The following is a 24,278-nucleotide window of genomic DNA, read 5'->3' as shown; positions in this document are numbered from 1 at the left end:
CCATGCGAATCACATCCGCCGACGTCCTGGTGTCCAGCCCGGGCCGCAACTTCGTGACGTTGCGCATCACCACCGACGACGGTTACGTCGGCCTCGGCGACGCGACGCTGAACGGCCGCGAGCTGGCGGTGGCGGCCTACCTGAGCGAGCACATCGTGCCGTTGCTGATCGGCCGGGACGCCCACCAGATCGAGGACACCTGGCAGTACCTCTACCGAGGCGCGTACTGGCGGCGCGGACCGGTGACGATGGCCTCGATCGCGGCCGTCGACACCGCGCTCTGGGACATCAAGGCCAAGTTCGCCGGCCTGCCCCTCTACCAGTTGCTGGGCGGTCGCAGCCGACGGGGCTGCCTCGTCTACGGGCATGCGTCGGGCGCCGAGCTGCCGGAGCTGTTCGACTCCATCCGCGACCACCAGGAGCAGGGCTACAAGGCGATCCGGGTGCAGACGGGCATCCCGGGCCTCGGATCCGTCTACGGTGTCGCCTCGTCCGCGAACGCGGCGGCCGGCGCGGGCGGGACCACCGCGCGCTACGACCACGAGCCTGCACGGCGCAGCGCGATCCCGGTCGAGGAGGAATGGGACACCCGCGCCTACCTGCGCCACGCACCGCGGGTGTTCGAGGCGGTGCGCAACGAGTTCGGGCCGGAGCTGCCGCTGCTGCACGACGCGCACCACCGGCTCACGCCCATCCAGGCGGCCAAACTGGGCAAGTTGCTGGAGCCGTACGACCTGTTCTGGCTCGAAGACGTGACACCGGCCGAGAACCAGGCGGTGCTGCGCCGGGTGCGCGAGCACACCACGACCCCGCTGGCGATCGGCGAGGTGTTCAACACCATCTGGGACTACCGCGAACTGTTCGAGGAACAGCTGATCGACTACGTGCGCAGCCCTGTCACCCACGCCGGCGGGATCACCGGCCTGCGCCGCATCTTCGACTACGCCGCCGTCTACCAGATCAAGTCCGGCGTGCACGGACCCACCGACGTCTCCCCGGTGGGCCTCGCCGCCGCCATCCACCTCGGCATCGCCATCCCCAACTTCGGCATCCAGGAGTACATGAAGCACAGTGCGGCCACGCACGAGGTCTTCCGCACCACCTACAGCTTCGAAGACGGGATGCTCATCCCGGGCGAGACCCCCGGACTCGGAGTCGACTACGACGAAGTGGTGGCGAACTCCTTCCCGTATCAGGCGGCATACTTGCCTGTGAACCGTCTTCTCGACGGTTCCATGCACGACTGGTGACGAACGGAGGACAGCCGGTGGAACGCCCCCTCATCGTCGTCGCGGGCGTCTCCGGCTCGGGCAAGACCACGGTCGGCGAGCGGCTCGCGGATGCCCTGGGCACGCCGTTCATCGACGGCGACTCCCTGCACCCGCCGGCCAACGTCGCCAAGATGGCCGCCGGAACGCCGCTGACCGACGACGACCGCTGGCCCTGGCTCGCCGTCGTCGGCCGCACGCTCGCGGACGCCGGGCCGGCCGGGATGGTCGTTGCCTGCTCGGCGCTCCGGCGCGTCTACCGGGCGGCGATCCTGGCAGAGGCGCCCGGCGCGGTGTTCGTCCTGCTCGACGGTTCGCGCGAACTCCTGTCGCAACGCATCGGAGCCCGGGTCGGCCATTTCATGCCGCCGAGTCTGCTGCAGTCCCAACTGGCGCTGCTGGAGCCGCTCGCCCCCGACGAGCCGGGCATCCGGGTCGGCATCTCCGGGACGCCGGACGAGATCGCGGCCGACGCGGCGCAGTTGCTGCGCTCGCGGGCGGGTTCGCAGGGCTAGTCGCGTTCGCAGGACGCAGCACGACACCTAGGCGAGCAGCTGGCCATCGTGCGCGGCAGACGATTGACTAGTGAATGTGCACGCGAAGGTCATCCGGACCGGTCATCGCGCTGATTTCCACCGAGTCGAGTGTGAAGATGACTCCGACGAGCTTCGCGTTGGTCAGGGTGACCAAACGGACCTGCCGAACTCGTTGACCTATCGTGGATGCGTACGGGACCTCTTCGGAGACGTCGAACGCGGTCCATTTGCCGGAGGCGAGCACGTACTGCCTGTTCTCTTCCGACAGACAGAAGCGAGCCGCGGTGCAGGCTCGGCCAGGGGCGTCGGAACCGAACACCTCACGGGACTCGAAGTTCCCTTACAGGGTCACGTCGAGAAGCGATCATCGCAGGAAGGATGGCTGCGATGAGCGAGATCAATAGGGCAAGGACCGCGACCGCACCGAGGTAGTCAATCGGAGGGGTCGGAGCGTCAGTCGCAGCGAGGATCGCCGCGGCCACTCCGACACCAGCGACCGCTCCGATTGCCGACAACATGACGGTCTGCGTCACCACCAGGAGCACGATGAGAGAGCGGCTGGCCCCCAACGCCCGGCGCCGACCGAAGTCCCTGCGCCGCTGCATCACAGAAAGTACCAAAACCGCGCAAGCGAGTGTCGCAGTAATGGCAACGATGCCGGCCGCCAATGTCCGCCCGAAGACACTCAGCTGACCCTTCACGGCCGTTCGAACTTCAGCAAGTTGTTGACTCGTCGAAACCGTGTAGTCGGCTGGATCGTCAAGGTCGACGAGAGTAGTCAGAGCTTTCGCGGTGGTGTCGATGTGGTCCGTCGAACGCGTGAGAACAATGACCTGGTCAAATCGCTCTGCGTGAGATCTGCTTCGTTCAAGAACGAGAACGCTCGTCCCGAACGAAGCCAGATGGGACGGCAACCCCGTGGGGCCTGCGATAAACCACGCAGAACCACTTCGCGCTTGGATCTGGCCGACGCCATCGGCGAACCCGAGCCCGGTCAGAGTCACCTTTGTGGCGTAGACGTCCGTGCCGGGCTCCCCGCGAGGTTCGGGCAGCCCTGTCGTGTCCCACGTTGATGCCCAGAGTCGGCGCACGGGAGCGGTGTTGCCGCCTGGTACATGGGCATTGGCCGCATCCGCGACAAACTGCGTCGCTCCCACCCACTCGATATTGCTGAACGCGAGGACTCGGTCCACCAGGCCGGAGTCGAAAGACTTCCCCGAGCGAGCGGTGATGGTAATGGAGCGTGTCCCTGCGCCGTCGATAGTCGCAATGACTGCTCGTTCGGAGGCGATCGCGCGGCCGTTGGTCAAAACGATCGCCGCACACATGCCCGCGATCATTGCGATCACAAGCGCTGCCACAACTGGAGCAGATCGAGCCGCAGCCCCGGCCTCACGGATGACCGCCGCTAGGGCTGAACCGCCTCGGAGCAAGTGCGGCGAAAGTCGGTCTTGCTGACGCACTCTCACAACGCGACGATCCTGTCGCATTGGTTCACAAGTAGCGAGTCATGCGTGGCTACCAGCACGACTGCGCCGGATCGCGCCTGCATTTTAAGCGCTTCAATCACAACCCCGCCGGAATCGGAGTCGAGGTTGCCTGTCGGCTCGTCGGCGAGCACGAAGCTCGGTTTGTGCAACAGGGCGCGACACAGCGCGATGCGTTGGGCTTGCCCACCGGAAAGTTGGCCTGGCTTGGCTTCTGGTCGGGCCTCGACCCCGAACTCGCGCATGAGCGAAAGAGCGAGCGGTCGCGCGGCCCGCCGTGAGGTGCAACGGTAGAGAACCGATTCGACCACATTGTCGAGAACGCTGCGCGTCGCATCGAGCGCGGCGTCCTGAAAGACGAAGCCGAATCGTGTCGCGCGCAGCCGAGCCCGGTCTGCGTCGGACATCACGGACGAGTCAACGCCATCCACGAGCACAGTTCCTCCGATTGGCTTGAGCATCAGCCCAAGGAGGTAGAGCAGAGTGGACTTGCCTCGACCGGATGCGCCGGTAAGAGCAACCATCTCGCCCTCCTGGAACGTGACTGAGTAGTCCAGGAACATCGGCGAACGATCCTCGTACCGGAACTCAAGATCGCGCACTTCGATTGGCACCGGCAGAACACCTATCTCGCCGACGACGGAGTGGGCGAAAGGCGCACCTTCGTACCTGCGTCGATACCCGTGACAACGCACATCCCTTTCGCGCTTGCAACGATGTCAATCGTTAGCCGTCGACCGGTGGAGTCGATCACAAAGGTCTCACCCGCAGAACTGGACCGAATCGCCACTGAGGGAAGGACTACGCCCTCTACCGGTGACTGCAGGATCGCACTAGCGCTGAACTGGGTTGACCCCGTCGCGGGGATCGAGCCACAGTGATCTCCGCAGATCGGACCTTGATCTGTTGGGGCGAGGACGGCGGCGAGATCTCTGCTGCTTGGGTCGGAGGACGGCACCTGATCCATCACTGTTGCGTTCCAACTCCCGACTTCTGTCTCTATCTGAACGGCAGTTCCCACTCCGATGGTGCTTGCCTGGCCTTCGGCGATGGGGATTGAGAAGGCTGGCTGGGCCTCAAGCGTCGCTACAGCCCGTTCACCTCCACTTACCGCCGACCCCACCGAGATCATCTCGGCGTCAAGGACAACCCGAGCAGGAAGGGATGGAACGTAGATGATGTCACCGGTCTGAACCGTGCCATCGACTGCCAGTTTCTGGTCTCGCTGGTAGGCCTCGATGGCTCTACGAGCCTGCGCACCAAACGAGTCGTCAGGCTCACCCTTGTAGAACCCGAGTGCAGACATGAGCTGCAACATCTGATGAACGTCCGGTCCCTTTGCGTCGACGGACAGCGGCCTGAATGCCGGCGTGGCGCCAACTGCAATTCGGACGGGACGGAGATCCACGGTGAACAGCAAGTCGCCTTCACGTAATTCCTTACCGGGTTCGATATCGATCGATGTAACGGTTCCAGATGCCTGATTGGCAGCGGTGAAACTCTTCTCCCAAGCGGCGACAGCGGTGAGCTTCATGGATGATTCCACCGTGCCTTTGCGCGCAACCGCGGTGGTGAATGCTGATGCCGTTGACTCTGTGTTCGGCGGCTGGAAGAGGACGGACGTCGCCCATACTCCGGCCGCAGCCCCGACGAACACAGCAACGGTTAGAGCGGCGAAGCGAATGAACACGCGCCCGTGGCGCGCACTAGATGCAGACGGCTCGCCAGCCAAGCCTTGATTGCGCATTCAGCCCGACCCTCCCATCATTGACGGGCACTTCTTGCCAGCATCCGGCATGTCGGGTCCGGGCACCTCACTCCAGGGAATCCAGGGCGCTGAATTGTAGGTGGCCTTGAACGCGTCGAGGGATGGCCGGGACGGCGTCGACCAGCCTTCGTCCTCGAGACACTGCTGGATGTCGATGTAGGACGCATAGATCTGCTCGAACTGGGCATCGGAGATCGGCGCATCGGGATCGACTCCCGCTGCACGCAAGCACTCATCGGCGTCCGCGCGATACTGCGGCCTCTGTGCTTCTGGTAGGTCGGCGACGATGGCACCATCCTCAAGGCGTACTGCCCAACCCTTGTCCTTGAGGCACTCGAAGCGAATTTCGTTTATCTCCCGGTCGCTCTGCGCAAGCGCGGGGGCGCTCCCGGCCTGAGAAGCCTGGGAGCACCCCGCGAGCGCGAAGAGCGCTGCTGTTGCAAGTGACGCGGCGGCGACGCGCCTCACGAAAGAATGTTCTGGCAGTACCTGTTCACCGCCGACACCGCGCCGGCCGATCCCCACGCATAGGCTGTGAAAGTACCGGCCGATCCAGCCCACCACTTCCAGCCCCAGGCGGAATATGCGGACGAGTAGCCCATGCCCACCGTTCCGAGGCTGGCAGCGTTGTTGTGGGCGTTCATAGAGAACTCGACATCGCCCTTGGCGGTCGCCGTGGTGCCGATCGCGATATTCGGATACGCGGTGCACTTAATGTTGCCGTAGACACTCTTATTGCCTGCTGCCTGCGCTGGCGCCGCCGTGGCAAGGCCTATTCCGGTGGTCAATAGAGCGATGCAAGCCACCGCCAGTAATTTGCCGCGGGCGCTGCGTCGTCTATCTGAAATGGGCGCAGTGGAGCGCTTCATAGTTCCCCCAATTGAGTTGTCAGCCAGTATATTTCCAGCTTAGATATTGATCACTTAAAACTCTCAAAGAGACATACGGAGTTCAAGTCCTCATTAACGAGGACACTTCGACCGCCGGGATCACTGCAAATCAGATCCCCTCGGACCGAGTTCATAACCGCACGAGGAACGACAACTAGGTATATGTAGTGCCCAGGGACATTGTTGATATCGGTTCGAGCCGACCGTGTTCGTCGCCGACCTACCCTTCGAATACCTACGTATCGCGGGTGAATCCGGGTGTGGCCGCGGCCCGTCCGGGCATCCGGTAGACTTGCACACTGAACTTCGGCGAGGGATGTGCGCGGGATTCCGTGAACATCCGTTATCGACGCGGTGGAGCAGGCTTCGCAGTCTTTCCTCACACGTCTTTCATCAGAACGATGCGTTCGAGTCGACACACAATCAGACACTGCGAGCACCGCTCGCCCCGACAGCCGGCCACGCCGGCAAGGAGTTAATCATGGCTGACGAGTCCAACAAGGTCGTCGCGGAGATCCGCGACAGCTTCGGCAAGGGTGCGGCGCGCAAGATCCGCGCGGCCGGCAAGATCCCTGCCGTCATCTACGGTCACGGCACCACGCCCGTGCACGTCACCCTCCCGGCCCACCAGGTCGGCCTGCTTCTCCGCAAGGCGAACGCGGTCCTCGACATCGACATCGAGGGCGCCGACAAGCAGCTCACCCTCGTCAAGGATGTCCAGAAGGACCCGGTGCTGCAGATCATCGAGCACCTCGACCTCATCGTCATCCGAAGCGGCGAAAAGGTCGAGGTCGAGGTTCCCGTGCACGTCCTGGGCGAGAGCTTCTCGGGCACCATCGCGGTTCTCGACGTCCCGACACTGCGTCTCCAGGTCGAGGCCACGCACATCCCCGAGAACATCGTTCTCGACGTGACCGACGCTCCTGAGGGCACCCAGTACCACGCCAAGGACTTCACGCTCCCCACGGGCGCGGTGCTGGCCGAAGACCCCGACCTGCTGATCCTCGCCGTCATCGTCCCCGCCGCCGCACGTGGCGAAGAGGAAGAGGCTGCGACCGAGGCTGCCGAAGCCGAGGTCGCCGAGGCCGAGGCTGCCGAGTAACGACTCGATGGATTCACCCTGGCTCGTAGTCGGGCTCGGCAACCCCGGGCCCGACTACGCCGCCACGCGTCACAACGTGGGGCAGATGGTGCTGGACGAGCTGGCCGAGCGCGGCCGCCTCAGCTTCAAGACCCACAAGACCAACGCGACCGTCGCCGAGGGGCGCCTCGCCCCGGGCGGGCCGCGTTTCATCCTGGCCAAACCGAACACGTTCATGAATGTGTCGGGTGGTCCGGTCGCGCAGCTCCTGCGCTTCTACTCCTTGGAGCCGTCGCAGCTGATCGTGGTGCACGACGAGATCGACATCCCATTCGACACGATCAAGCTCAAGTCCGGCGGTGGCCACGGAGGCCACAACGGCGTTCGCGACGTGACGTCGGCCATCGGCACCGGTGACTTCACGCGGGTGCGGGTCGGCGTCGGACGCCCGCCCGGATCGCAGGGCGCCGCGGACCACGTGCTCAAAGGCTTCAGCGCGGCTGAACGCAAGACGCTCCCGATGCTGCTGTCCGATGCGGCGGATGCTGTCGAGCAGATCGCTGCGGACGGCCTCACCGCCGCGCAGCTCCGCTTCCACACCGCGCGCTGACTGTCAGAGCGGCGGCAAGGTGGCGACGATCGCGACCATGTACGCGATGACCGACACGATCGGCGCTGCGGCGGCGACGATGATCGCCACGACGCCGAACGAGCGCCCGCGCTTGGTCACGGCGGCGACGATGCCCTGGACGAACGCCCACACGCCGATCGCGGTCCCCAGAAGCATCTGCACCAGGATGAGGGAGCCGACGCCGGCAAAACCCGCGGCCTGCTCCGGCGACAGGTCGTTGCTGTTGAAGTTGAAACTCGTCGAGGTCCGCGTGGAGAGGGGGCCGGCCGCGGTCCCGACGACGATGGACGCGATCACCGACAGCACGAAGACGCCGATGGCGGCGTACATGGCGACCTGGCCGAGCCGCGGCGACTTCGGGGCCTCGGGCGGGTACAGGTCGAAGGGGGAGTAGCCGGGCGCGACCGGGTACGGCGGCTGATACGGCTGCTGGAACGGCTGCTGTGCCGCCGCCGGGTACGGCTGCGGGGCTGCCGGCGCGCCGTACTGCGGGATCCGCTCGCCGTATTGCGGCGGCGCGAGTTCGCCGTACCGCGGCTGCGGAGGCTGTGCTGGCTGGTATGCAGCCTGCTGCGCTGCCTGCTGTGCGGCCGCGTCGGCCGCCTGAGCCGCCTGCTGCGCGGCGGCATCGGGTTGGAACGCGGGCGGCTGCAATTCGTAGGCCGGGGGCGGTGCCGGCGCCTCGGGCGGGTTGCTCTCGGGCGGCGGGAAACTCGACATCGTGCCTTCTCCGGTCTTTCGGGCGCAGGGGGACGAGCCAGAGCGTACTGGATCCGGGCATCCGGAGCCCGTAGCTGCGGCAGCCCAGTCCGGGGGTGTGCACAGTCCCGGCCGGTGCACAGGTACCCCGAGGTACTGTTCCGAGCATGAGACTGTTCACGCGCGAGTGGGGCAGCGGCGACCGCGAAGCCGTGCTCGTGCACGGTGCGATGTCGGACTCGCGCAATTGGCGGACGGTCGGGCCGGCTCTCGCCGAACGCGGCTACCACGTGGTCGCGGTCGATCTGCGCGGGCACGGTCACAGCCCACGGGCCGGGGAGTACACGGCCGAGCTCCTCGCGCAGGATGTGGTGGAGACGGTTCCGGCGCATCCGGAACTGGTGATGGGGCATTCGCTCGGCGGACTCGCGCTGAGCCTCGCGATCGAACGCCTCGCCCCCGCCCGCGCCATCTACGTCGACCCGGCGTTCTCGGGTCCGGCGCTCACCTGGTGGCAGCTGCTGCTCGCCCCGGCCTTCCTGCGCAACCTCACCCGTGCCTCGGCCGCCCGCATCGCCAAGAAGAATCCGCGCTGGGACCCGGCGGACGTGGCGATCGAGGTCGAGACGTTCGCGGCGTTCGATCCGGCGGTGATCCCGGTGCTGATCACGCCCGGCTCGCTGCGGGCGCCGGAGTCGATGCACGTGCCGTCGCTCGTGGTGCTGGCCGACAACTCGCAGCTCGTGAAGCCCGCGCTCGCCGACCGGCTGCGCGTCGCAGGGTTCGAGGTGCGCATCGTCGAGGGGACCGGGCACACGGTCGCCCGGGACGACTTCCACGGGTTCATGCGAGCGCTCGACGGCTGGATCTGACGGCTGGGTCGGCCGGATCTGACGACCGGAGACCGCCGGATCGGATGCCGCACTAGCGGTGTCGGTGGCTCGCCGTAGACTTGGCCGAGTGATACTGCAGGGCTTGATCGCAGCGCTTTCGCGCGCCTCCACGTTCGACGACGCCCTGGCGTCGGCCTCCCGCGACGCTGATTTCTCGCTGACCGACGGACTCCGCGCACCGCTGATCGGCGGTCTGCTGCAGCGACGGGCGAGCGCGGGAGCCTCGCAGGCACTCCTCGTCATCACGGCCACCGGGCGCGAGTCCGAGTCGATCCGCGGCGCCCTGAGCTGCGTGCTCCCCGACGCCGAGGTGATCGAGTTCCCGGCCTGGGAGACCCTGCCGCACGAGCGGCTGAGCCCGAGCGCCGAGATCGTGGGCAAGCGCCTGCTCGCCCTCCGCCGTCTCGGCGACTGGGAGGCGGGCGACCGGAGCCGCCCGATCATCGTCGTGGCATCGGTGCGCGCCGCTCTCCAACCCCTCGCCGACAACCTGATGGACTACCAGCCGATCGAGCTGACCGCCGGCGGCCGCGGGTTCGACCTCGGCGGCCTCGCCCACCAGCTGGTCGACCTGGCCTACTCCCGGGTCGACATGGTCACCCGGCGCGGCGAGTTCGCCGTCCGCGGCGGCATCCTCGACGTGTTCCCGCCTACGGCGGAGCATCCGTATCGCGTCGACTTCTTCGGCGACGAGGTGGAGCAGATCCGCGCGTTCTCCGTGGCCGACCAGCGCTCGCTGCCCGCGCCCATCGCATCCGTCACCCTCCCGCCGAGCCGCGAGCTGCTGCTGAGCGAATCGGTGCGGCAGCGGGCGCGCGAGATGGAGCACGAGTTCCCGAGCCTGTCCGGGATGCTCGCCAAGATCGGCGAGGGCATCCCGGTCGAGGGCATGGAGTCGCTCGCGCCGGCGCTCGTCGACCGGCTGGTGCCGCTGACGCACTACCTCCCCGACGGAGCCGCTGTCGCGGTCCTCTCGCCCGAGCGCGTCGCCAGCCGCGCCGTCAGCCTCGCCGAGACGAACCGCGAGTTCCTGTCGGCGGCATGGAGCGCCGCCACCGTCGGAGCCGCCGCCCCGATCGACCTGGCGGCCGGTGATTTCCTCACCCTGCAGAAGCTCCGCGAGTCGGCGACGTTCAGCGCACCCGGCCAGAAGCCGCCCGACCACCCGTGGTGGACGATGAGCGGGTTCCAGGCCGATGAGGTGCTGCCCGAAGAGCGGGAACTCGAAGAGCACCTGCAGATCCGGATCGCGGCCGAGGCAGTCCCGAGCTTCCAGGGCAACGTGACGGGCGCCATCGAGCACGTCGCCGCCCGGCTCCGCGACGGCTGGAAGGTCGCGATCGTGGCCGAAGGCGCCGGCCTGGTCGAGCGCGCGGCCCAGGTGCTCGCCGAAGCCGAACTGCCCGCCCGGCACGTCGAGGAGTATCCCGCCGATCCGGAGCCCGGGGTCGCCTACCTGCTGCGCGCGACGGTCGAGCACGGGTTCGAGGTCGAGGAGTCCAAGCTCGCCCTGCTGAGCGAGTCCGAGTTCTACGGCCGCACCATCGGCTACGACTCCCGCCAGGTGAAGAAGCTCGCCACCCGCCGCAAGAACGTGGTCGACCCGCTGGCGCTCAAGCCCGGCGACTTCGTCGTGCACCAGACGCACGGCATCGGCAAGTTCGTGGAGCTCACCCAGCGCGAGGTGTCGAGCGGCGGGCGCAACGCCGTCAAGTCCAAGCGCGAGTACCTCGTGCTGGAGTACGCGCCCTCCAAGCGCGGCTACCCGGGCGACAAGCTCTACGTGCCCACCGATCAGCTCGACCTGCTCACGCGCTACGTGGGGGGCGAAGCGCCCGCCCTCAGCAAGATGGGCGGCAGCGACTGGTCGGCGGCGAAGGGCCGCGCTCGCAAGGCGGTCCGCGACATCGCGGTCGAGCTCGTCAAGCTCTACTCCGCCCGGATGGCCAGCAAAGGCCACGCGTTCGGCCCCGACACCCCGTGGCAGAGCGAACTGGAGGAGGCGTTCCCGTTCGCCGAGACCCCCGACCAGCTGCAGACCATCGACGAGGTCAAGGCCGACATGGAGCGGCCGATCCCGATGGACCGGCTGATCTCGGGCGACGTCGGCTTCGGCAAGACCGAGATCGCGGTGCGTGCGGCGTTCAAGGCCGTGCAAGACGGCAAGCAGGTGGTCATGCTGGTGCCCACGACTCTGCTGGTCAAGCAGCATTTCGAGACGTTCCAGGAACGGTTCGCCGGCTTCCCGGTGCACCTGCGCGCGCTCAGCCGGTTCCAGACCGACAAGGAGGCGCGCGAGACCCTGCGCGGCATGGCCGACGGCACGGTCGACGTCGTGATCGGCACGCACCGCCTGCTCGCCGACGGCATCACGCTCAAAGACCTGGGCCTGGTGATCATCGACGAGGAGCAGCGCTTCGGCGTCGAGCACAAGGACGCCCTCAAGAAGCTCAAGACCAATGTGGACATCCTCGCCATGAGCGCCACGCCCATCCCGCGCACCCTCGAGATGGCGGTGACGGGCATCCGTGAGATGTCGACACTCGCGACGCCGCCCGAGGAACGCCACCCCATCCTGACGTTCGTCGGGCCGTACTCCGACAAGCAGGTCGGGGCCGCCATCCGGCGCGAGCTCCTGCGCGAAGGCCAGGTCTTCTTCGTGCACAACCGGGTGGGCAGCATCACCAGCGCCGCGGCCAAGCTGGCCCAGCTGGTGCCCGAGGCCCGCATCGGTGTGGCGCACGGAAAGATGAACGAGCGGGCGCTCGAACAGGTGGTCGTCGACTTCTGGGAGCGCAAATACGACGTGCTCGTCTCGACCACGATCATCGAGACCGGCCTCGACATCGCCAACGCGAACACGATCATCATCGACCGCGCCGACAAGTACGGCCTCAGCCAGCTCCACCAGCTGCGCGGACGTGTGGGTCGAGGCCGCGAGCGGGCGTACGCGTACTTCCTCTGGGACGAGAACAAGCCCCTCAGCGAGACCGCCCACGACCGCCTCTCCACGATCGCGGCCAACAACGACCTCGGCAGCGGCATGCAGGTCGCGCTCAAAGACCTCGAGATCCGCGGCGCCGGAAACCTCCTCGGCGGCGAGCAGTCCGGCCACATCGCAGGCGTCGGCTTCGACCTCTACCTCCGGATGATCGGCGAAGCCGTGAGCACCTTCCGAGGCGAGGTGGCCGAAGGCCAGACCGAGCTGCGCCTGGAACTGCCCGTCGACGCGCACATCCCCGAAGAGTACGTGGACAGCGAGCGGCTCCGCCTCGAGGCCTACCAGAAGCTCTCCACCGCGAGCTCGCCCGCGGCCAAGGCGGGTCAGATCGACCAGGTGCTCGACGAGCTCACCGACCGGTACGGCGAGCCGCCGGAGGCTGTCCTCAACCTGATCGCCGTCTCCCGGCTGCGCCTCGCCGCGCAGCGGGCCGGCCTCGGCGAGGTCGTCGCGATGGGATCCAACCTCCGCGTGGCGCCGGCGATCCTGCCCGACTCCCTCCAGGTGCGGCTGCAGCGCATGTACTCGGGCTCGAAGTACCACGCCGCGCCCAAGGTGGTCACGGTGCCGCTGCCGCGCGTGAACGGCGAAGCGCTCGACGACTCCGCCCTGATCGAGTGGGTGTCGTCCCTCCTCGGCGCCGTCTTCCCCGCCCCCGAGCCGGCGGTCGCTGCGGAGGCCGAGGCCGAAGCCACCGCCTGACCCGCGCCGGCGCGCCTGCCTCCGGTCTCTCGGGGGCACCAGCTCCTGAATTCAGGAGGAATCAGCCTGCATCCGCCGCCCGCACCTCTATTCAGGAACGAGCGGTCGCGGCGGCCCGAGAAGTCCTGACAACAGGATGCGTCACCCCGTCGGCCGTTCCGCGCCCAGCAACTCCGGAGCTTCGGCCCCGAATGCCGCCAAAGCTCCGGAGTTACGGGCTTTTGATCGGCGTGTCGGCCGACTTCTCCGGAGTTGCGCTCGGCGCCACCGCATCCGGATGCGGATGCGGATGCGCGCGCCGGTAGCGCCGCGCCAGCGCCGAAACCAGCAGCCCCGACAACACGATCGACACCGCCGAGCCGAGCAGCACGGCGAGTGTTCCCTCGCTGCGCACCAACTCGTCCCCGGCGAAGGCCAGCTCGCTCATGAGCAGCGACACTGTGAACCCGATCCCGCCGAGCGCGCCGATCGTCACCAGCCCGAAGAACGGGATGCGCGACCGCTCCCGCTTCGGCTTGGTGAACGATCCCAGCCAGCCGCCGACGGTGATCCCGATGAGCTTGCCCACCGGCAGCGCCACCAGGATCCCCCAGAACGCCGGACTGAGCTCGGACGGCGACACCTGCGGGATCACGACCAGCGCGGCCGAGAACGCGAACAGCGGCAGGATCACTCCGTTCGACCACGGTTCGAGCACGTGTGCGACCCTGCCGGCGGGCTTCCGAGACATCACCAGCCCGAGCGCGACGCCGGCGATCGTCGCGTGCACGCCGGAGTCCCACACGAGCCACCAGCTGAGGCAGGCCAGCAGGAGCATGAGGACGCCGATCGGCCAGCGCATCCGGCCGTGAAGGAAGCGGCTCAGCACGCCGAAGGCCGCGACGGTGACGACGGCCAGCCCGAGCTCGAGGAGGTTGGGATCGGTGGTGAAGAACACCGCGATGATGAGGATCGCGATCAGGTCGTCGAGCACGGCGAGGGCGAGCAGGAACACCCGCAGTCGGTTGGGGAGGCCCCGGCCGAACACCGCGAGCACTCCGAGCGCGAAGGCGATGTCCGTGGCCGTGGGGATCGGCCAGCCCTGCCCGAATCCGCTCCCGCCGGCGAACGCCAGGTAGATCGCCACGGGAACGATCACGCCGCCCACGGCCGCGATCGCGGGGTGGATGGCCTTCTTGACGCTGTTCAGCTCGCCGACGACGAGCTCGTGCTTGAGCTCCACGGCGACGATGAAGAAGAAGATCGCCAGCAGCCCGTCGCTGATCCAGTGGCCGATGCTCAGGTCGGTGGCGCCGATGCCGAGGTGCGTGTGCTGCAGATCGAGGAGGGCGGGCCCGATTGCGGTGTTCGCCAGGAGGAGCCCGAGGGCGGCGGCCCCGAGGAGGAGCCCGGCGGCGGTGCGCTCGGATCGGATGATGCTCATGACGTTCTCGCCATTCTCACGCCGTCGTCCTCACGGACGCCGTGGCGTGGTCGGTTGGGGGAGCGACGTGAGGACGTCACCCGCCGACCAGACTTCCCGGCACACCAGGTCCACACTTTACCGGAGCGGGGCGACCAGGCACAGGATGTGACCGTCGGCGTCGCGCAGCACGGACTGCCGTTCGCCCCACTCCTGGTCGGCAGGCTCGTCGACGACGGTGGCTCCGGCCTCGACGGCGGCCTCGGTCGCCACGTCCACGTCGGCGACGGTGAAACTCGCCGCGACGCCGGCGTCGCCGGAGCTCGGGATGCGCTGGTGCAGCAGCACTTCGGTGGCCGTGCCGGCGGGGGCGGCGGCGTCGGTGGTGAGCATCGCGAGACCGTCGACCGTGTAGACGCCGGACAGGCCGATCACGTCGCGGTAGAGGGCGAGCGCCCGCGGAAGGTCTTCGACGGAGATGGTGAGGCGTGCGATCCGGGTTCCCATGCGGCCAGGCTAGTCCTGGCCCGCTGCGGTGAGAGGATGGACACGTTGACGAGGAGGGCAGATGACCGACATGAGCTTCTCATCCGCGCCGGCCGGAGCGCAGCCGACCAAGCTCGATGAGCTGGTGGCTGTGATGGAGCGGCTGCGCGGTCCGGGCGGATGCCCGTGGGATGCCGACCAGACGCACGAGTCGCTCGTGCAGTACCTCATCGAGGAGACGTACGAGCTCATCGAGGCGATCGAGACCGGCAACCGCGACGACATGATCGAGGAGCTCGGCGACGTGCTCTACCAGGTGCTGTTCCACTCGGACATCGCCGCGCACACGCCGGGCGAGGATTTCGACATCCAGGATGTGGCCGCGCAGATGACCGCGAAGATGGTCGGACGGCACCCGCACGTGTTCGGCGGCGATCGCACGGCGGAGACCGCCGACGATGTCGTCGAGTTCTGGGAGGACCTGAAGCGCCGCGAGAAGCCGTCGCGCACGAGCGTTCTCGACGGCATCCCGCAGGCGATGCCGTCACTGGCTCTGGCCGACAAGCTCCTCGGACGGGCGCAGAAGGTCGGGATGATCGACCTGGACGACGCCGGGGGCGTGCCGGTCGAGTCGGAGGACGAGCTCGGCCCGCTGCTCCTGGCGATCGTGGCCTCGGCGAAGTCGAAGGGGCTCGATGCCGAACGCGCGTTGCGGTCGACGTTGCGCGGCCTGCAGGACGAGATCCGCGAGTACGAGGTGGGCGCCGCCGACGCGGGCATCATCGGAGTCGCCGCCTCCGACGACTGAGGGGCGAGCGCGCCGGCAGGGCGACCGGGAGAGCGGGCAGGTCGACACCGGACGGGAAGTTAGGTTAGCCTTGCCTAACAGGCCGTTTTCGGCCGACATCCCGTGTTCGTCCTCCCGAAGGAGAGCCATGCTCGAGCCCATCGCCCGCGGTCGCAACCGCCGCTCGCGAATCGCCCTGATCGCATCCGCCATCGTCGTCTCGGCGGCCCTGGCGCTCACCGGATGCTCCGCAGGAAGCGGATCCGCCGCCGAGAGCAGCGGAACGAGCGCCGAGGCCGGCGCGTTCCCGGTGACGATCACGAGCGCACTCGGCTCCGTGACCATCGAGAAGAAGCCGGAGCGCGTGGCGGTGTGGGGCTGGGGCGCCCAGGATGTCGCGCTGGCGCTCGGAGTGGTGCCGGTGGCGATGCCCAAGATGACCTACGGCGGCGACGCGGACGGCGTGCTCCCCTGGGACGCCGACGCCATCGAGAAGCTGGGCGGAACGACTCCCGAGCTGCTGACGGGTGCGGACTCCGACCAGGTGCCGTTCGAGCAGTTCGTCAAAGCGAAGCCGGATGTGATCCTCGCGCCGCTCTCCGGACTCAGCCAGAAGGACTACGACACGCTGAGCAAGATCGCTCCGGTCGTGGCATACCCGAAGCAGATCTGGGGCACCAGCTGGCAGGACCAGACGGCCATCGTCGGCAAGGCCCTGGGCAAGCAGGCGGAGGCGACCGCGCTCAGGAAGGCGACCGAGGAGAAGGTGGCCGCCCTCGGCGCGAAGTATCCGGTGCTGAAGGGCAAGACCTTCCTGTACGCCGCGGCGAACCAGCCCGGCCAGCTCAACGTCTACAAGGCCACGGACACGCGCGTGCTGCTCCTCAACGAGCTCGGTCTGACGAACTCACCCAGCCTGAAGGCGCTCGACCCGAAGGCCGACGGCAGCTTCTTCTACCAGCTCAGCTACGAGAACCTCTCCAAGATCGACACCGACGTGCTGGTCATGTACTTCGACAAGCAGGCAGCCGTCGATGCCTTCACCTCCGACCCGCTCGTGGCGGCGATGCCGACGGTGGCCGAGGGGCGGTTCGCCCCGATCGTCGGCGAGTCTTTCGTGATGGCGTCGAGCGCACCGAGCGTTCTGAGCATCCCGTGGATGCTCGACCGGTACGTTCCGAAGCTCGCGGCAGCCGCCGACAAGGTCGAGTAACAGCGCATGAGCACGAGCGCTGTGGCGACGACCGTCGGTGCCCGGGGGACGAGTGCCACCGGTGCCCCCGCCGGACCGCGACGCCGTCGCCGCCTGCTCATCGGCTTCGGGGTCGCCGTTGTGGGACTACTGGTGGCGTTCGTCCTGAGCCTGATGCTCGGCTCGAACCCGATCTCTGCGGGGTCGGTGCTGCAGGCGCTGCTGCACTACGACAGGACCGATGCGGCGTCGCTCATCGTGGTCGACAGCCGGCTGCCGCGCACGCTGCTCGGACTGACGGCGGGACTCGCGCTCGGGCTCGCCGGAACGGTGATGCAGGGTCTGTCGCGCAACCCGCTCGCCGATCCGGGAATCCTGGGCGTGAATTTCGGCGCCTCTCTGGCCGTCGTGGTGGCGATCTCGGTGTTCGGCGTCACCAGCGCATCCGGGTACGTGTGGTTCGCTTTCGCCGGCGCGGCGGTCGCCTCGGTCGTGGTGTATGCGGTCGCCTCGGCCGGCCGCGAGGGCGCAACGCCGATCAAGCTCGCGCTGGCGGGCGCCGCGATCTCGGCCGTGCTCGGATCGCTCATCACTGCGGTGCTCGTGACCAGCCGCGTGTCGCTGGAAGCTCTGCGCTTCTGGCAGGTGGGGTCGCTCGCCGGCCGCGGCTTCGGCATCCTGTGGCAGGTCCTGCCGACGATCGTGCTCGGCGCTTCGGTGGCGCTGGCGCTCGGGCGTGCGCTCAACGGGCTCGCACTCGGCGATGACGCCGCCCGCGGACTCGGACAGCGCGTCGGGCTGATGCGGGCGGCCAGCGCGCTCGCTGTCGTTCTCCTCTGCGGTTCGGCCACGGCGGCCGTCGGCCCGATCGCGTTCGTCGGCCTGGTCGTGCCGCATGTCGCGCGCGCGGTGGTCGGCGGCGACTACCGCTGGATCCTGGCGTTCTCGGCGGTCATCGCCCCGACGCTGCTCATCGCGTGCGACGTGATCGGGCGGCTGGTCGCATTTCCGGGCGAGCTCCAGGTCGGCGTGGTGACCGCGCTCGTCGGCGCACCCGTCTTCATCGCGCTCGTGCGCCGGCGTCGGCTCGTGACGCTATGACCGTGCCGCGGGACACGGTGGCCCGCGACGGCGCCTCCAGCACGCTCGGCGGCTCCAGCACGCGCGGCGGCACGCGCGCCGACCGCCGTACCCGCGCACTCCGCGGAACGCGCGTCGCCGTGGTCATCGCGGTGCTCATCGTGCTCGTCGCCGCCCTCTCGCTGAGCCTCGGAGCAGTGGCGGTCGCGCCCGGCGACATCCTCGCGGCGCTCGTCGGGCGCGCGGATCGGCTCACGCGGTTCGTCATCCTGGACCTGCGCGCGCCGCGCATCGTCGCCGCGGTGCTCGTCGGGGGCTGCCTGGGGCTGTCGGGCGCGCTCTTCCAGACCCTCGCCCGCAACCCGCTCGCGAGTCCCGACATCATCGGCATCACGGCGAGCGCGAGCGCCACCGGCGCGGTCGCCCTCGTCTGGTTCGGCCTCACCGGGCTCGCCCTGTCGGGCGCCGTCGTCGCGGGGACACTCGTCGCCGCCGTGATCATCTACCTGCTCTCCTGGCGGGACGGGCTCAGCGGCTACCGCTTCGTGCTCATCGGCATCGGCGCAGCCGCCGTGTTCGGCGGGATCGTCTCGTACGTGCTCACCACCGCCGACATCACGGATGTCCAGCAAGCGCTGGTCTGGATCACGGGAAGCCTCAACAACGTCGACCCGGTCGCACTCGTCGTGCTGGCGGCGAGCGCCGCGGCGCTCATGCCCTGCGCGCTGCTTCTCGCGCGCCCCCTCGCGGCACTCGGCCTGGGCGACGACACGGCCGCCGCGATCGGCGTGCGGGTGGAGCGCACCCGGCTGCTGGTCGTCGCGGTGGCCGTGGCGCTCGCCGCGGTCGCCGTCTCGGTGGCGGGCCCGATCGCGTTCGTCGCGTTCGTCGCGGCGCCGATCGCCCGCCGGCTCGTCGGCCGTGGCGCCCTCGCCCTGGTGTCGTCGGCGCTGATCGGCGCCCTCGTCCTCGTCGTCTCCGACATCGTCGCCCAATTCGCCGTTCCCGGCGTCGTGTTCCCGGTCGGCGTGGTGACGGGGATCGTCGGCGCACCATATCTGATCTGGCTCCTGGTCGGAACCAACCGAGTCGGCCAGGGAGGCTGACCATGACCACCACCGATCGACTCGCCGCACGCGGCCTGACCCTCTCCTACGACGGCCGGGTGGTCGTCGACGACCTCGACCTCGATATCCCGCCCGGACGCGTCACCGCGATCGTCGGTCCCAACGCCTGCGGGAAGTCGACGCTGCTCCGCGGGCTGTCCCGCCTGCTCGCTCCCGCATCCGGAACCGTGCTCCTCGACGGCGCCGACATCCACTCCCTGCCGACGAAGACCGTCGCGACCAGGCTCGGGCTGCTGCCGCAGACGCCCACGGTGCCTGACGGGATCACGGTCGCCGATCTCGTCGGACGCGGACGCTACCCGCACCAGGGATGGTTCCGGCGCTGGACCGCGGCCGACGATCGGGCCGTCGCCGAGGCGATGGCGTCGACCGGGGTCACCGACCTCGCCGACCGGTCCATCGACGAGCTCTCGGGCGGCCAGCGCCAGCGCGTCTGGATCGCGATGGCCCTCGCCCAGCAGACGGGCATCCTGCTGCTCGACGAGCCGACGACATTCCTCGACATCAGCCACCAGATCGACGTCCTCGACCTGCTCCTCGACCTCAATGCGGCCCGCGGCACGACGGTGGTCATGGTGCTGCACGACCTCAACCTAGCGGCCCGCTACTCCGACCACCTGATCGCGATGAAGTCAGGCTCGATCGTCGCGTCGGGGGAGCCGGGCTCGGTCGTCACCGCCGATCTGGTCCGGGACGTCTTCGGCGTCGAGTCGGTCATCGCCTCCGACCCGGTGACGGCGACGCCGCTCGTCGTCCCGCTCGGGCGCCACCACACCCTCCGCTGACCGCGCGCGACGAACGCAGAAGTGGCCGGCAGCGCGATCGCTTGGTGCTAACCACCTCGACCATTCGGGTGAGAGCGGAACCGCACTCCTGGCGTCTGCCGACCGCGCCGTCGGCCTGCGTGTCTGGCAGCCAGCACCGCTCCGCGGTCGGGTGCGGTGCGACTCATGCCAGGTCCCTCGGGACACCACCGCAGCCCGGCGAACCGGGCCATCAGGGTGGCAACACGGATATTTTACGACCGCCTACGACGCTTGCGACAGGTGATTCGCGCTCATCCGAGCAGGCTGCCGAAGAACCCCCGGATGGCCTCGGCCGTCAGCTCCGGACGCTCCAGCCCCGCGAAATGGCCGCCGCCCGGCGTCACCACGAACTCGCGCAGGTCGGACGCGGCGCGCTCGGCCAGCGAACGCGGGAAGCCGGCCATCACCGGCTCCCGGCTCAGGTAGACGCCGACGGGCGCCGCGATCGGCGGCCGGGGCGGGTTGTGCTCGTAGTCGACGTACTGCCGGAAGGAGGTGCCGATCGACTCCGTGGCCCAGTACAGCGTGGCCAGCGTGAGCAGGGCATCCGGTTCGATCATCCGGTCGAGGTCGCCGTCGACCCAGTCGTGCCATTTGTCCACGATCCAGGCGAGCAGGCCGGCGGGGGAGTCGTTGAGCGCGGCGGCGATCGTGTCGGGCCGCGTGAGCATGATCTCGCTGTACCCGCCGTCGGTCGCGTCGTAGGCGTCGACCGCCGCGAGGTACACCCGCTCCTCCTCGCTCTGCGGGGAGGCGTCGGCCGGGAACGGCGCATTCAGCAACTGCACGCCGATCACCCGGTCGGCGTGGTCGACGCCCAGCCAGGTGGCGGCGCCTCCGCCGATGTCGCCGCCGAACGCGGCATACCGGTCGTAGCCGAGAACGCCAGTCATCAGTTCGTGCAGGTCATCGGCGATCGCCTGGCGGGTCAGCAGGCGATCCGGCAGGTCGGAGAAGAGGAAACCGGGGAGCGACGGGATGACGACGTCGAAGGCGATGCGGGCATCCGACCCGAAGGCGGCCGGGTTCGCCAGGCGTTCGCCGAGCGGAAGGTACTCGGTGAAAGCGCTCGGCCAGCCGTGCAGGAGCAGCAGCGGGACCCGCTGTTCGGCCGAGCCCGCCGCCGGGATGCGCACGAAATGCATTCGGTGGCCGTTGACGTCGGCGAGGTACTGGTCGTACGAATTCAGGCGCTCCTCCTGCCCGCGCCAGTCGAAGCCGGCCCAGGCCGCGACGAGCTCGTGCAAGGTGTCCGCGTCGATGCCGCCGCCCCAGGGCGTGGAGTCGAGCGGGGGGAGGAAGCGAGTGCGTGCGAGCCGGTCGCGGAGATCGGCGAGCACGTCGTCGGGCAGGGCGATCCGGAAAGGTTCGATAGTCATCCGGGCCACCGTACCGTCTCGGCGCGCGCGCGGGCCAGAGATCGCTGCGTGCGGAAGTTCGGGCCCGTGGAAGAATCGTGACCATGGCTTCACCGATCACGCCGCCCCGCGGCATGCGCGACTTCCTCCCCGCCGACAAAGCGCGACGGGAGCACGCCCTCGGCGTCATCCGGCGCAGCTTCTCGGCCCACGGCTTCGACGAGATCGAGACGCCGGTGGTCGAGGACATCGCACGGCTCCACTCGGGGCTCGGCGGCGACAACGAGAAGCTCGCGTTCAGCGTCCTCAGGCGCGGGCTCGACGGCGACGACCTCGCCGCGGCCATCGACTCCGGCGACATCCTGAGCCTCTCCGACCTCGGCCTGCGGTTCGACCTCACCGTTCCGCTCGCGCGCTTCTACGCGACCCACCGTGCCGAGCTGCCCCCGGTGTTCCGCGCCATCCAGATCGCGCCCGTGTGGCGTGCCGAGCGGCCGCAGAAGGGCCGCTACCGGCAGTTCGTCCAGTGCGACATCGACATCATCGGCGAGGCGAGCCAGCTGGCGGAGGTCGAGCTGATCACGGCGACGGCGGCGGCTCTGGATGCTCTGGGCCTCACCGACTGCACGATCCGGATCAACGACCGCCGGATCCTGAACGGCCTGCTCGAATACTGCAAGTTCGAGGAGTCGCGCTGGCCGCAGGTGCTCATCTCGATCGACAAGCTGGACAAGATCGGCACGGCAGGTGTGGTGGCCGAGCTGAGTGCGGACGGCGCCGACTCGGCTGCGGTGCTGGGCGGCATCCTGGAACACCTGGAGCCGCACCTGGCCGACGGCGGGGTGGCGCTCACGGTCGAGGCGATCACCGGCATCCTGCCCGACGGGGTCGACACCGACGCGGTCGCCGCCCTCGAGGGCCTCGCCCACTCCCTCGACACCCTGCCGCCGGGCGTGACGCTGCGGTTCGACCCGACGCTCGTGCGCGGCATGGGCTATTACACCGGTACCATCTTCGAGATCGCGCACCCGGGATCGGGCAGCTCGGTCGGCGGCGGCGGACGCTACGACGGGATGATCGGGCGATTCCTGGGCTCGGAGGTCCCCGCGGCCGGGTTCTCGATCGGCTTCGAGCGCGTGGTCGACCTCATCGAGCTGCCGGAGTCCGGCGCGGCCGGCTCGGTCGCGCTCGTCTACGACCAGGACGTGCCCCTCGACCGCCTGCTGTCCGTCAAGAGCGAGCTCATCGCATCCGGCAGCCGGGTGCGTCTGGAGAAGCGCACGAAGAACCTCAAGGCGTTGCTCGAGCGGGTCGAGGCCGACGGCTTCGGGGCGTTCGCGTTCGTGACGCCGCAGACGACGGATGCGGGCTCGCTCGAGCTCAAGCCGCTCGGATGACCCGGCCGTTGCGACCGCCGGCCCGTCCGACGCCGCACTCCGCTGATCACTAGACTGACCAGCGGATCACCGCAGATTTTCCACCCACCCCACACACGTGAAACAAGGAGTTAGTTGTGGCTCAGATCGAAGCTGTAGGCGCTCGCGAGATTCTCGACTCGCGCGGAAACCCGACCGTCGAGGTCGAGGTGCTGCTCGAGGACGGCACGGTCAGCCGTGCCGCCGTTCCGTCCGGTGCGTCCACCGGCGCCTTCGAGGCCTATGAGCTTCGCGACGGCGACAAGGACCGCTACCTGGGCAAGGGCGTGCTCAAGGCCGTCGACGCCGTGCTCGACGAGATCGGCCCGGCCATCGAAGGTTTCGAGGCCGCCGACCAGCGCCTCATCGACTCGGCCATGATCGAGCTCGACGGGACCGACAACAAGAAGCGCCTCGGCGCCAACGCCATTCTCGGTGTGAGTCTCGCGGTCGCCAAGGCCGCCGCCGACTCGGCCGACCTGCCGCTGTTCCGCTACATCGGCGGACCCAACGCGCACGTCCTCCCCGTGCCGATGATGAACATCATCAACGGTGGCGCTCACGCCGACACCGGCGTCGACATCCAGGAGTTCATGGTGCTGCCGATCGGCGCCGAGACGTTCTCCGAGGCGCTCCGCTGGGGTGTCGAGACATACCACTCGCTCAAGTCGCTCCTCAAGCAGAAGGGGCTCAACACCGGCCTCGGCGACGAAGGCGGCTTCGCGCCCGAGCTCGAGCACAACGTCGCCGCCCTCGACCTGATCTCCGAGGCGATCCAGCTCGCCGGCTTCACGGTCGGCACCGACATCGCGCTCGGCCTCGACGTCGCCTCGACCGAGTTCTTCGAGAACGGCGTCTACCGTTTCGAAGGCCAGGACCGCACCGCGGCCGAGATGTCGGTCTACTACGCGTCACTCGCGGCGAACTACCCGCTGGTCTCCATCGAGGACCCGCTGGCGGAGGACGACTGGGAGGGGTGGACGCTCCTCAACTCCGAGCTCGGCTCCAAGCTGCAGCTGGTCGGCGACGACCTGTTCGTCACCAACCCGAAGCGCCTCGCCCAGGGCATCGCGGCGAAGGCGGCGAACAGCATCCTCGTCAAGGTCAACCAGATCGGCACGCTCTCCGAGACGCTCGACGCGGTCGCCCTCGCGCAGCGCAACGGCATGACCGCGGTGCTCTCGCACCGTTCGGGCGAGACCGAGGACACGACGATCGCCGACCTCGCCGTCGCCACGGACGCCGGCCAGATCAAGACCGGCGCCCCGGCCCGCTCCGAGCGCGTCGCGAAGTACAACCAGCTCCTCCGCATCGAGGAGGAGCTCGGCGAGGCCGCGGTCTACGCCGGCCGCAGCGCTTTCCCCCGCTTCACGGCGTAGTCGGCGCTCGCACCACCCGAGAAGGCCCCCGGATGCACGTCCGGGGGCCTTCGTCGTGCCCGGGCCCCCTGCGCCGTTCGTCGTTTGCCAGTAGCTGTCGTCATCCCGGGCGTGGTGACGACGACTAGTGGCAAACGGCGGGGCCGCGAGGTGCGGGTGTGCGCGCTGCCGTGCGGAGTTGTCCACAGCCCGGAGGAGCGTCGTGGGGGGGGGGGGGGGGGGGGGGGGGGGGGGGTGGGGGGGATACAGAGCCCGAAGAACCAACAAACAAAAAAAAACACCACCCCCGC

Annotated in this window: 23 protein-coding genes; 13 read left to right on the top strand and 10 right to left on the bottom strand. The window is 68.5% G+C overall.

The window, feature by feature from the left end:
- The first annotated feature begins 2 nt into the window (after window positions 1-2).
- Together manD and ACFVV5_RS14190 are read left to right on the top strand one after the other, a co-directional pair.
- A complete protein-coding gene (gene manD, locus ACFVV5_RS14195; protein ID WP_387245191.1) occupies window positions 3-1,250 on the top strand; it encodes a D-mannonate dehydratase ManD in 1,248 nt (415 codons plus the stop codon).
- Window positions 1,251-1,267: 17 nt separating this feature from the next.
- Window positions 1,268-1,783: a gluconokinase gene (locus ACFVV5_RS14190; RefSeq protein WP_387245188.1), complete on the top strand. Its 516-nt coding sequence runs from the start codon at window positions 1,268-1,270 to the stop codon at window positions 1,781-1,783.
- A 67-nt stretch (window positions 1,784-1,850) separates the two neighbouring features.
- Here ACFVV5_RS14190 and ACFVV5_RS14185 read toward each other — a convergent pair whose 3' ends face one another.
- From ACFVV5_RS14185 to ACFVV5_RS14160, 6 genes are all read right to left on the bottom strand, one after another.
- Entirely contained in the window at window positions 1,851-2,123 is a 273-nt protein-coding gene (locus ACFVV5_RS14185) for a hypothetical protein (RefSeq protein ID WP_387245185.1), read from the bottom strand.
- A gap of 1 nt (window position 2,124) precedes the next feature.
- The gene (locus ACFVV5_RS14180; RefSeq protein WP_387245182.1) at window positions 2,125-3,165 is read right to left on the bottom strand and encodes an FtsX-like permease family protein; all 1,041 of its coding nucleotides are present in this window, start codon (window positions 3,163-3,165) and stop codon (window positions 2,125-2,127) included.
- Between the two features lie 104 nt (window positions 3,166-3,269).
- Entirely contained in the window at window positions 3,270-3,905 is a 636-nt protein-coding gene (locus ACFVV5_RS14175) for an ABC transporter ATP-binding protein (RefSeq protein WP_387245179.1), read from the bottom strand.
- A gap of 11 nt (window positions 3,906-3,916) precedes the next feature.
- Window positions 3,917-4,825, bottom strand: a complete 909-nt coding sequence (locus tag ACFVV5_RS14170) for a peptidoglycan-binding protein (RefSeq protein WP_387245176.1) — start codon at window positions 4,823-4,825, stop codon at window positions 3,917-3,919.
- A 213-nt stretch (window positions 4,826-5,038) separates the two neighbouring features.
- Window positions 5,039-5,527 carry a hypothetical protein gene (locus ACFVV5_RS14165; RefSeq protein ID WP_387245173.1) on the bottom strand — a complete coding sequence of 163 codons (489 nt, stop codon included), beginning with the start codon at window positions 5,525-5,527 and terminating at the stop codon, window positions 5,039-5,041.
- Window positions 5,524-5,928 carry a hypothetical protein gene (locus ACFVV5_RS14160; RefSeq protein WP_387245170.1) on the bottom strand — a complete coding sequence of 135 codons (405 nt, stop codon included), beginning with the start codon at window positions 5,926-5,928 and terminating at the stop codon, window positions 5,524-5,526. The genes ACFVV5_RS14165 and ACFVV5_RS14160 overlap by 4 nt, the downstream gene beginning before the upstream one ends.
- Before the next feature lie 502 nt (window positions 5,929-6,430).
- On the opposite strand from ACFVV5_RS14160, the gene ACFVV5_RS14155 reads away from it, so the two are divergent.
- Together ACFVV5_RS14155 and pth are read left to right on the top strand one after the other, a co-directional pair.
- Window positions 6,431-7,051, top strand: a complete 621-nt coding sequence (locus ACFVV5_RS14155; RefSeq protein ID WP_387245167.1) for a 50S ribosomal protein L25/general stress protein Ctc — start codon at window positions 6,431-6,433, stop codon at window positions 7,049-7,051.
- Window positions 7,052-7,058: 7 nt separating this feature from the next.
- Window positions 7,059-7,640 carry an aminoacyl-tRNA hydrolase gene (gene pth, locus ACFVV5_RS14150; protein WP_387245164.1) on the top strand — a complete coding sequence of 194 codons (582 nt, stop codon included), beginning with the start codon at window positions 7,059-7,061 and terminating at the stop codon, window positions 7,638-7,640.
- Window positions 7,641-7,643: 3 nt separating this feature from the next.
- Here pth and ACFVV5_RS14145 read toward each other — a convergent pair whose 3' ends face one another.
- Window positions 7,644-8,381 (bottom strand): hypothetical protein, encoded by a 738-nt coding sequence (locus ACFVV5_RS14145; RefSeq protein ID WP_387245160.1) that lies wholly within the window; start codon window positions 8,379-8,381, stop codon window positions 7,644-7,646.
- Window positions 8,382-8,527: 146 nt separating this feature from the next.
- Between ACFVV5_RS14145 and ACFVV5_RS14140 the strand changes: the two genes are divergently transcribed.
- Window positions 8,528-9,232 (top strand): alpha/beta fold hydrolase, encoded by a 705-nt coding sequence (locus ACFVV5_RS14140; RefSeq protein WP_387245157.1) that lies wholly within the window; start codon window positions 8,528-8,530, stop codon window positions 9,230-9,232.
- A gap of 88 nt (window positions 9,233-9,320) precedes the next feature.
- Entirely contained in the window at window positions 9,321-12,956 is a 3,636-nt protein-coding gene (gene mfd / locus ACFVV5_RS14135; protein WP_387245154.1) for a transcription-repair coupling factor, read from the top strand.
- A gap of 211 nt (window positions 12,957-13,167) precedes the next feature.
- Here the strand turns inward: mfd and nhaA are convergent, their stop codons facing one another.
- Both nhaA and ACFVV5_RS14125 read right to left on the bottom strand, forming a co-directional pair.
- Window positions 13,168-14,379: a Na+/H+ antiporter NhaA gene (gene nhaA, locus ACFVV5_RS14130; protein ID WP_387245151.1), complete on the bottom strand. Its 1,212-nt coding sequence runs from the start codon at window positions 14,377-14,379 to the stop codon at window positions 13,168-13,170.
- A gap of 117 nt (window positions 14,380-14,496) precedes the next feature.
- Entirely contained in the window at window positions 14,497-14,865 is a 369-nt protein-coding gene (locus ACFVV5_RS14125) for a VOC family protein (protein ID WP_387245148.1), read from the bottom strand.
- A gap of 61 nt (window positions 14,866-14,926) precedes the next feature.
- Between ACFVV5_RS14125 and ACFVV5_RS14120 the strand changes: the two genes are divergently transcribed.
- The 5 genes from ACFVV5_RS14120 (at window position 14,927) to ACFVV5_RS14100 (ending at window position 19,815) form a co-directional block, all read left to right on the top strand.
- Window positions 14,927-15,652 carry a MazG family protein gene (locus ACFVV5_RS14120; protein ID WP_387245145.1) on the top strand — a complete coding sequence of 242 codons (726 nt, stop codon included), beginning with the start codon at window positions 14,927-14,929 and terminating at the stop codon, window positions 15,650-15,652.
- A 127-nt stretch (window positions 15,653-15,779) separates the two neighbouring features.
- Window positions 15,780-16,844, top strand: a complete 1,065-nt coding sequence (locus ACFVV5_RS14115; protein ID WP_387245142.1) for an iron-siderophore ABC transporter substrate-binding protein — start codon at window positions 15,780-15,782, stop codon at window positions 16,842-16,844.
- A gap of 6 nt (window positions 16,845-16,850) precedes the next feature.
- Entirely contained in the window at window positions 16,851-17,924 is a 1,074-nt protein-coding gene (locus tag ACFVV5_RS14110; RefSeq protein WP_387245139.1) for a FecCD family ABC transporter permease, read from the top strand.
- On the top strand, window positions 17,921-19,009 hold the full coding sequence (locus tag ACFVV5_RS14105; RefSeq protein ID WP_387245136.1) for a FecCD family ABC transporter permease: 1,089 nt from the start codon (window positions 17,921-17,923) through the stop codon (window positions 19,007-19,009). Before ACFVV5_RS14110 ends, ACFVV5_RS14105 begins: the two co-directional genes overlap by 4 nt.
- A 2-nt stretch (window positions 19,010-19,011) precedes the next feature.
- Window positions 19,012-19,815, top strand: a complete 804-nt coding sequence (locus ACFVV5_RS14100; RefSeq protein ID WP_387245133.1) for an ABC transporter ATP-binding protein — start codon at window positions 19,012-19,014, stop codon at window positions 19,813-19,815.
- Window positions 19,816-20,087: 272 nt separating this feature from the next.
- On the opposite strand, the gene ACFVV5_RS14095 is transcribed toward ACFVV5_RS14100, so the two are convergent.
- Window positions 20,088-21,215 carry an epoxide hydrolase family protein gene (locus ACFVV5_RS14095; RefSeq protein WP_387245130.1) on the bottom strand — a complete coding sequence of 376 codons (1,128 nt, stop codon included), beginning with the start codon at window positions 21,213-21,215 and terminating at the stop codon, window positions 20,088-20,090.
- A gap of 83 nt (window positions 21,216-21,298) precedes the next feature.
- Between ACFVV5_RS14095 and hisS the strand changes: the two genes are divergently transcribed.
- Both hisS and eno read left to right on the top strand, forming a co-directional pair.
- Window positions 21,299-22,591 (top strand): histidine--tRNA ligase, encoded by a 1,293-nt coding sequence (hisS, locus tag ACFVV5_RS14090; RefSeq protein ID WP_387245127.1) that lies wholly within the window; start codon window positions 21,299-21,301, stop codon window positions 22,589-22,591.
- A 116-nt stretch (window positions 22,592-22,707) separates the two neighbouring features.
- Complete coding sequence (eno, locus tag ACFVV5_RS14085) at window positions 22,708-23,988, top strand: phosphopyruvate hydratase (protein WP_387245124.1); 1,281 nt, start codon at window positions 22,708-22,710, stop codon at window positions 23,986-23,988.
- Window positions 23,989-24,278: the final 290 nt, after the last annotated feature.

The sequence above is a fragment of the Leifsonia sp. NPDC058248 genome (genome assembly GCF_042881905.1).
In the GTDB taxonomy this organism is placed as follows: domain Bacteria; phylum Actinomycetota; class Actinomycetes; order Actinomycetales; family Microbacteriaceae; genus Leifsonia.
Note: the sequence above shows the minus strand (reverse complement) of the source record. Positions and strands in the feature narration are given on the sequence as shown.

What these genes read in the sequence shown, in the direction of transcription:
- ACFVV5_RS14105 (WP_387245136.1), top strand. Translation starts at nt 17,921, where the DNA reads ATGACCGTGCCGCGGGACACGGTGGCCCGCGACGGCGCCTCCAGCACG.
- manD (WP_387245191.1), top strand. Translation starts at nt 3, where the DNA reads ATGCGAATCACATCCGCCGACGTCCTGGTGTCCAGCCCGGGCCGCAAC.
- ACFVV5_RS14100 (WP_387245133.1), top strand. Translation starts at nt 19,012, where the DNA reads ATGACCACCACCGATCGACTCGCCGCACGCGGCCTGACCCTCTCCTAC.
- ACFVV5_RS14140 (WP_387245157.1), top strand. Translation starts at nt 8,528, where the DNA reads ATGAGACTGTTCACGCGCGAGTGGGGCAGCGGCGACCGCGAAGCCGTG.
- ACFVV5_RS14110 (WP_387245139.1), top strand. Translation starts at nt 16,851, where the DNA reads ATGAGCACGAGCGCTGTGGCGACGACCGTCGGTGCCCGGGGGACGAGT.
- ACFVV5_RS14155 (WP_387245167.1), top strand. Translation starts at nt 6,431, where the DNA reads ATGGCTGACGAGTCCAACAAGGTCGTCGCGGAGATCCGCGACAGCTTC.
- ACFVV5_RS14120 (WP_387245145.1), top strand. Translation starts at nt 14,927, where the DNA reads ATGACCGACATGAGCTTCTCATCCGCGCCGGCCGGAGCGCAGCCGACC.
- ACFVV5_RS14125 (WP_387245148.1), bottom strand. Translation starts at nt 14,865, where the DNA reads ATGGGAACCCGGATCGCACGCCTCACCATCTCCGTCGAAGACCTTCCG.
- ACFVV5_RS14095 (WP_387245130.1), bottom strand. Translation starts at nt 21,215, where the DNA reads ATGACTATCGAACCTTTCCGGATCGCCCTGCCCGACGACGTGCTCGCC.
- hisS (WP_387245127.1), top strand. Translation starts at nt 21,299, where the DNA reads ATGGCTTCACCGATCACGCCGCCCCGCGGCATGCGCGACTTCCTCCCC.
- ACFVV5_RS14170 (WP_387245176.1), bottom strand. Translation starts at nt 4,825, where the DNA reads ATGAAGCTCACCGCTGTCGCCGCTTGGGAGAAGAGTTTCACCGCTGCC.
- ACFVV5_RS14160 (WP_387245170.1), bottom strand. Translation starts at nt 5,928, where the DNA reads ATGAAGCGCTCCACTGCGCCCATTTCAGATAGACGACGCAGCGCCCGC.
- ACFVV5_RS14145 (WP_387245160.1), bottom strand. Translation starts at nt 8,381, where the DNA reads ATGTCGAGTTTCCCGCCGCCCGAGAGCAACCCGCCCGAGGCGCCGGCA.
- nhaA (WP_387245151.1), bottom strand. Translation starts at nt 14,379, where the DNA reads ATGAGCATCATCCGATCCGAGCGCACCGCCGCCGGGCTCCTCCTCGGG.
- pth (WP_387245164.1), top strand. Translation starts at nt 7,059, where the DNA reads ATGGATTCACCCTGGCTCGTAGTCGGGCTCGGCAACCCCGGGCCCGAC.
- ACFVV5_RS14115 (WP_387245142.1), top strand. Translation starts at nt 15,780, where the DNA reads ATGCTCGAGCCCATCGCCCGCGGTCGCAACCGCCGCTCGCGAATCGCC.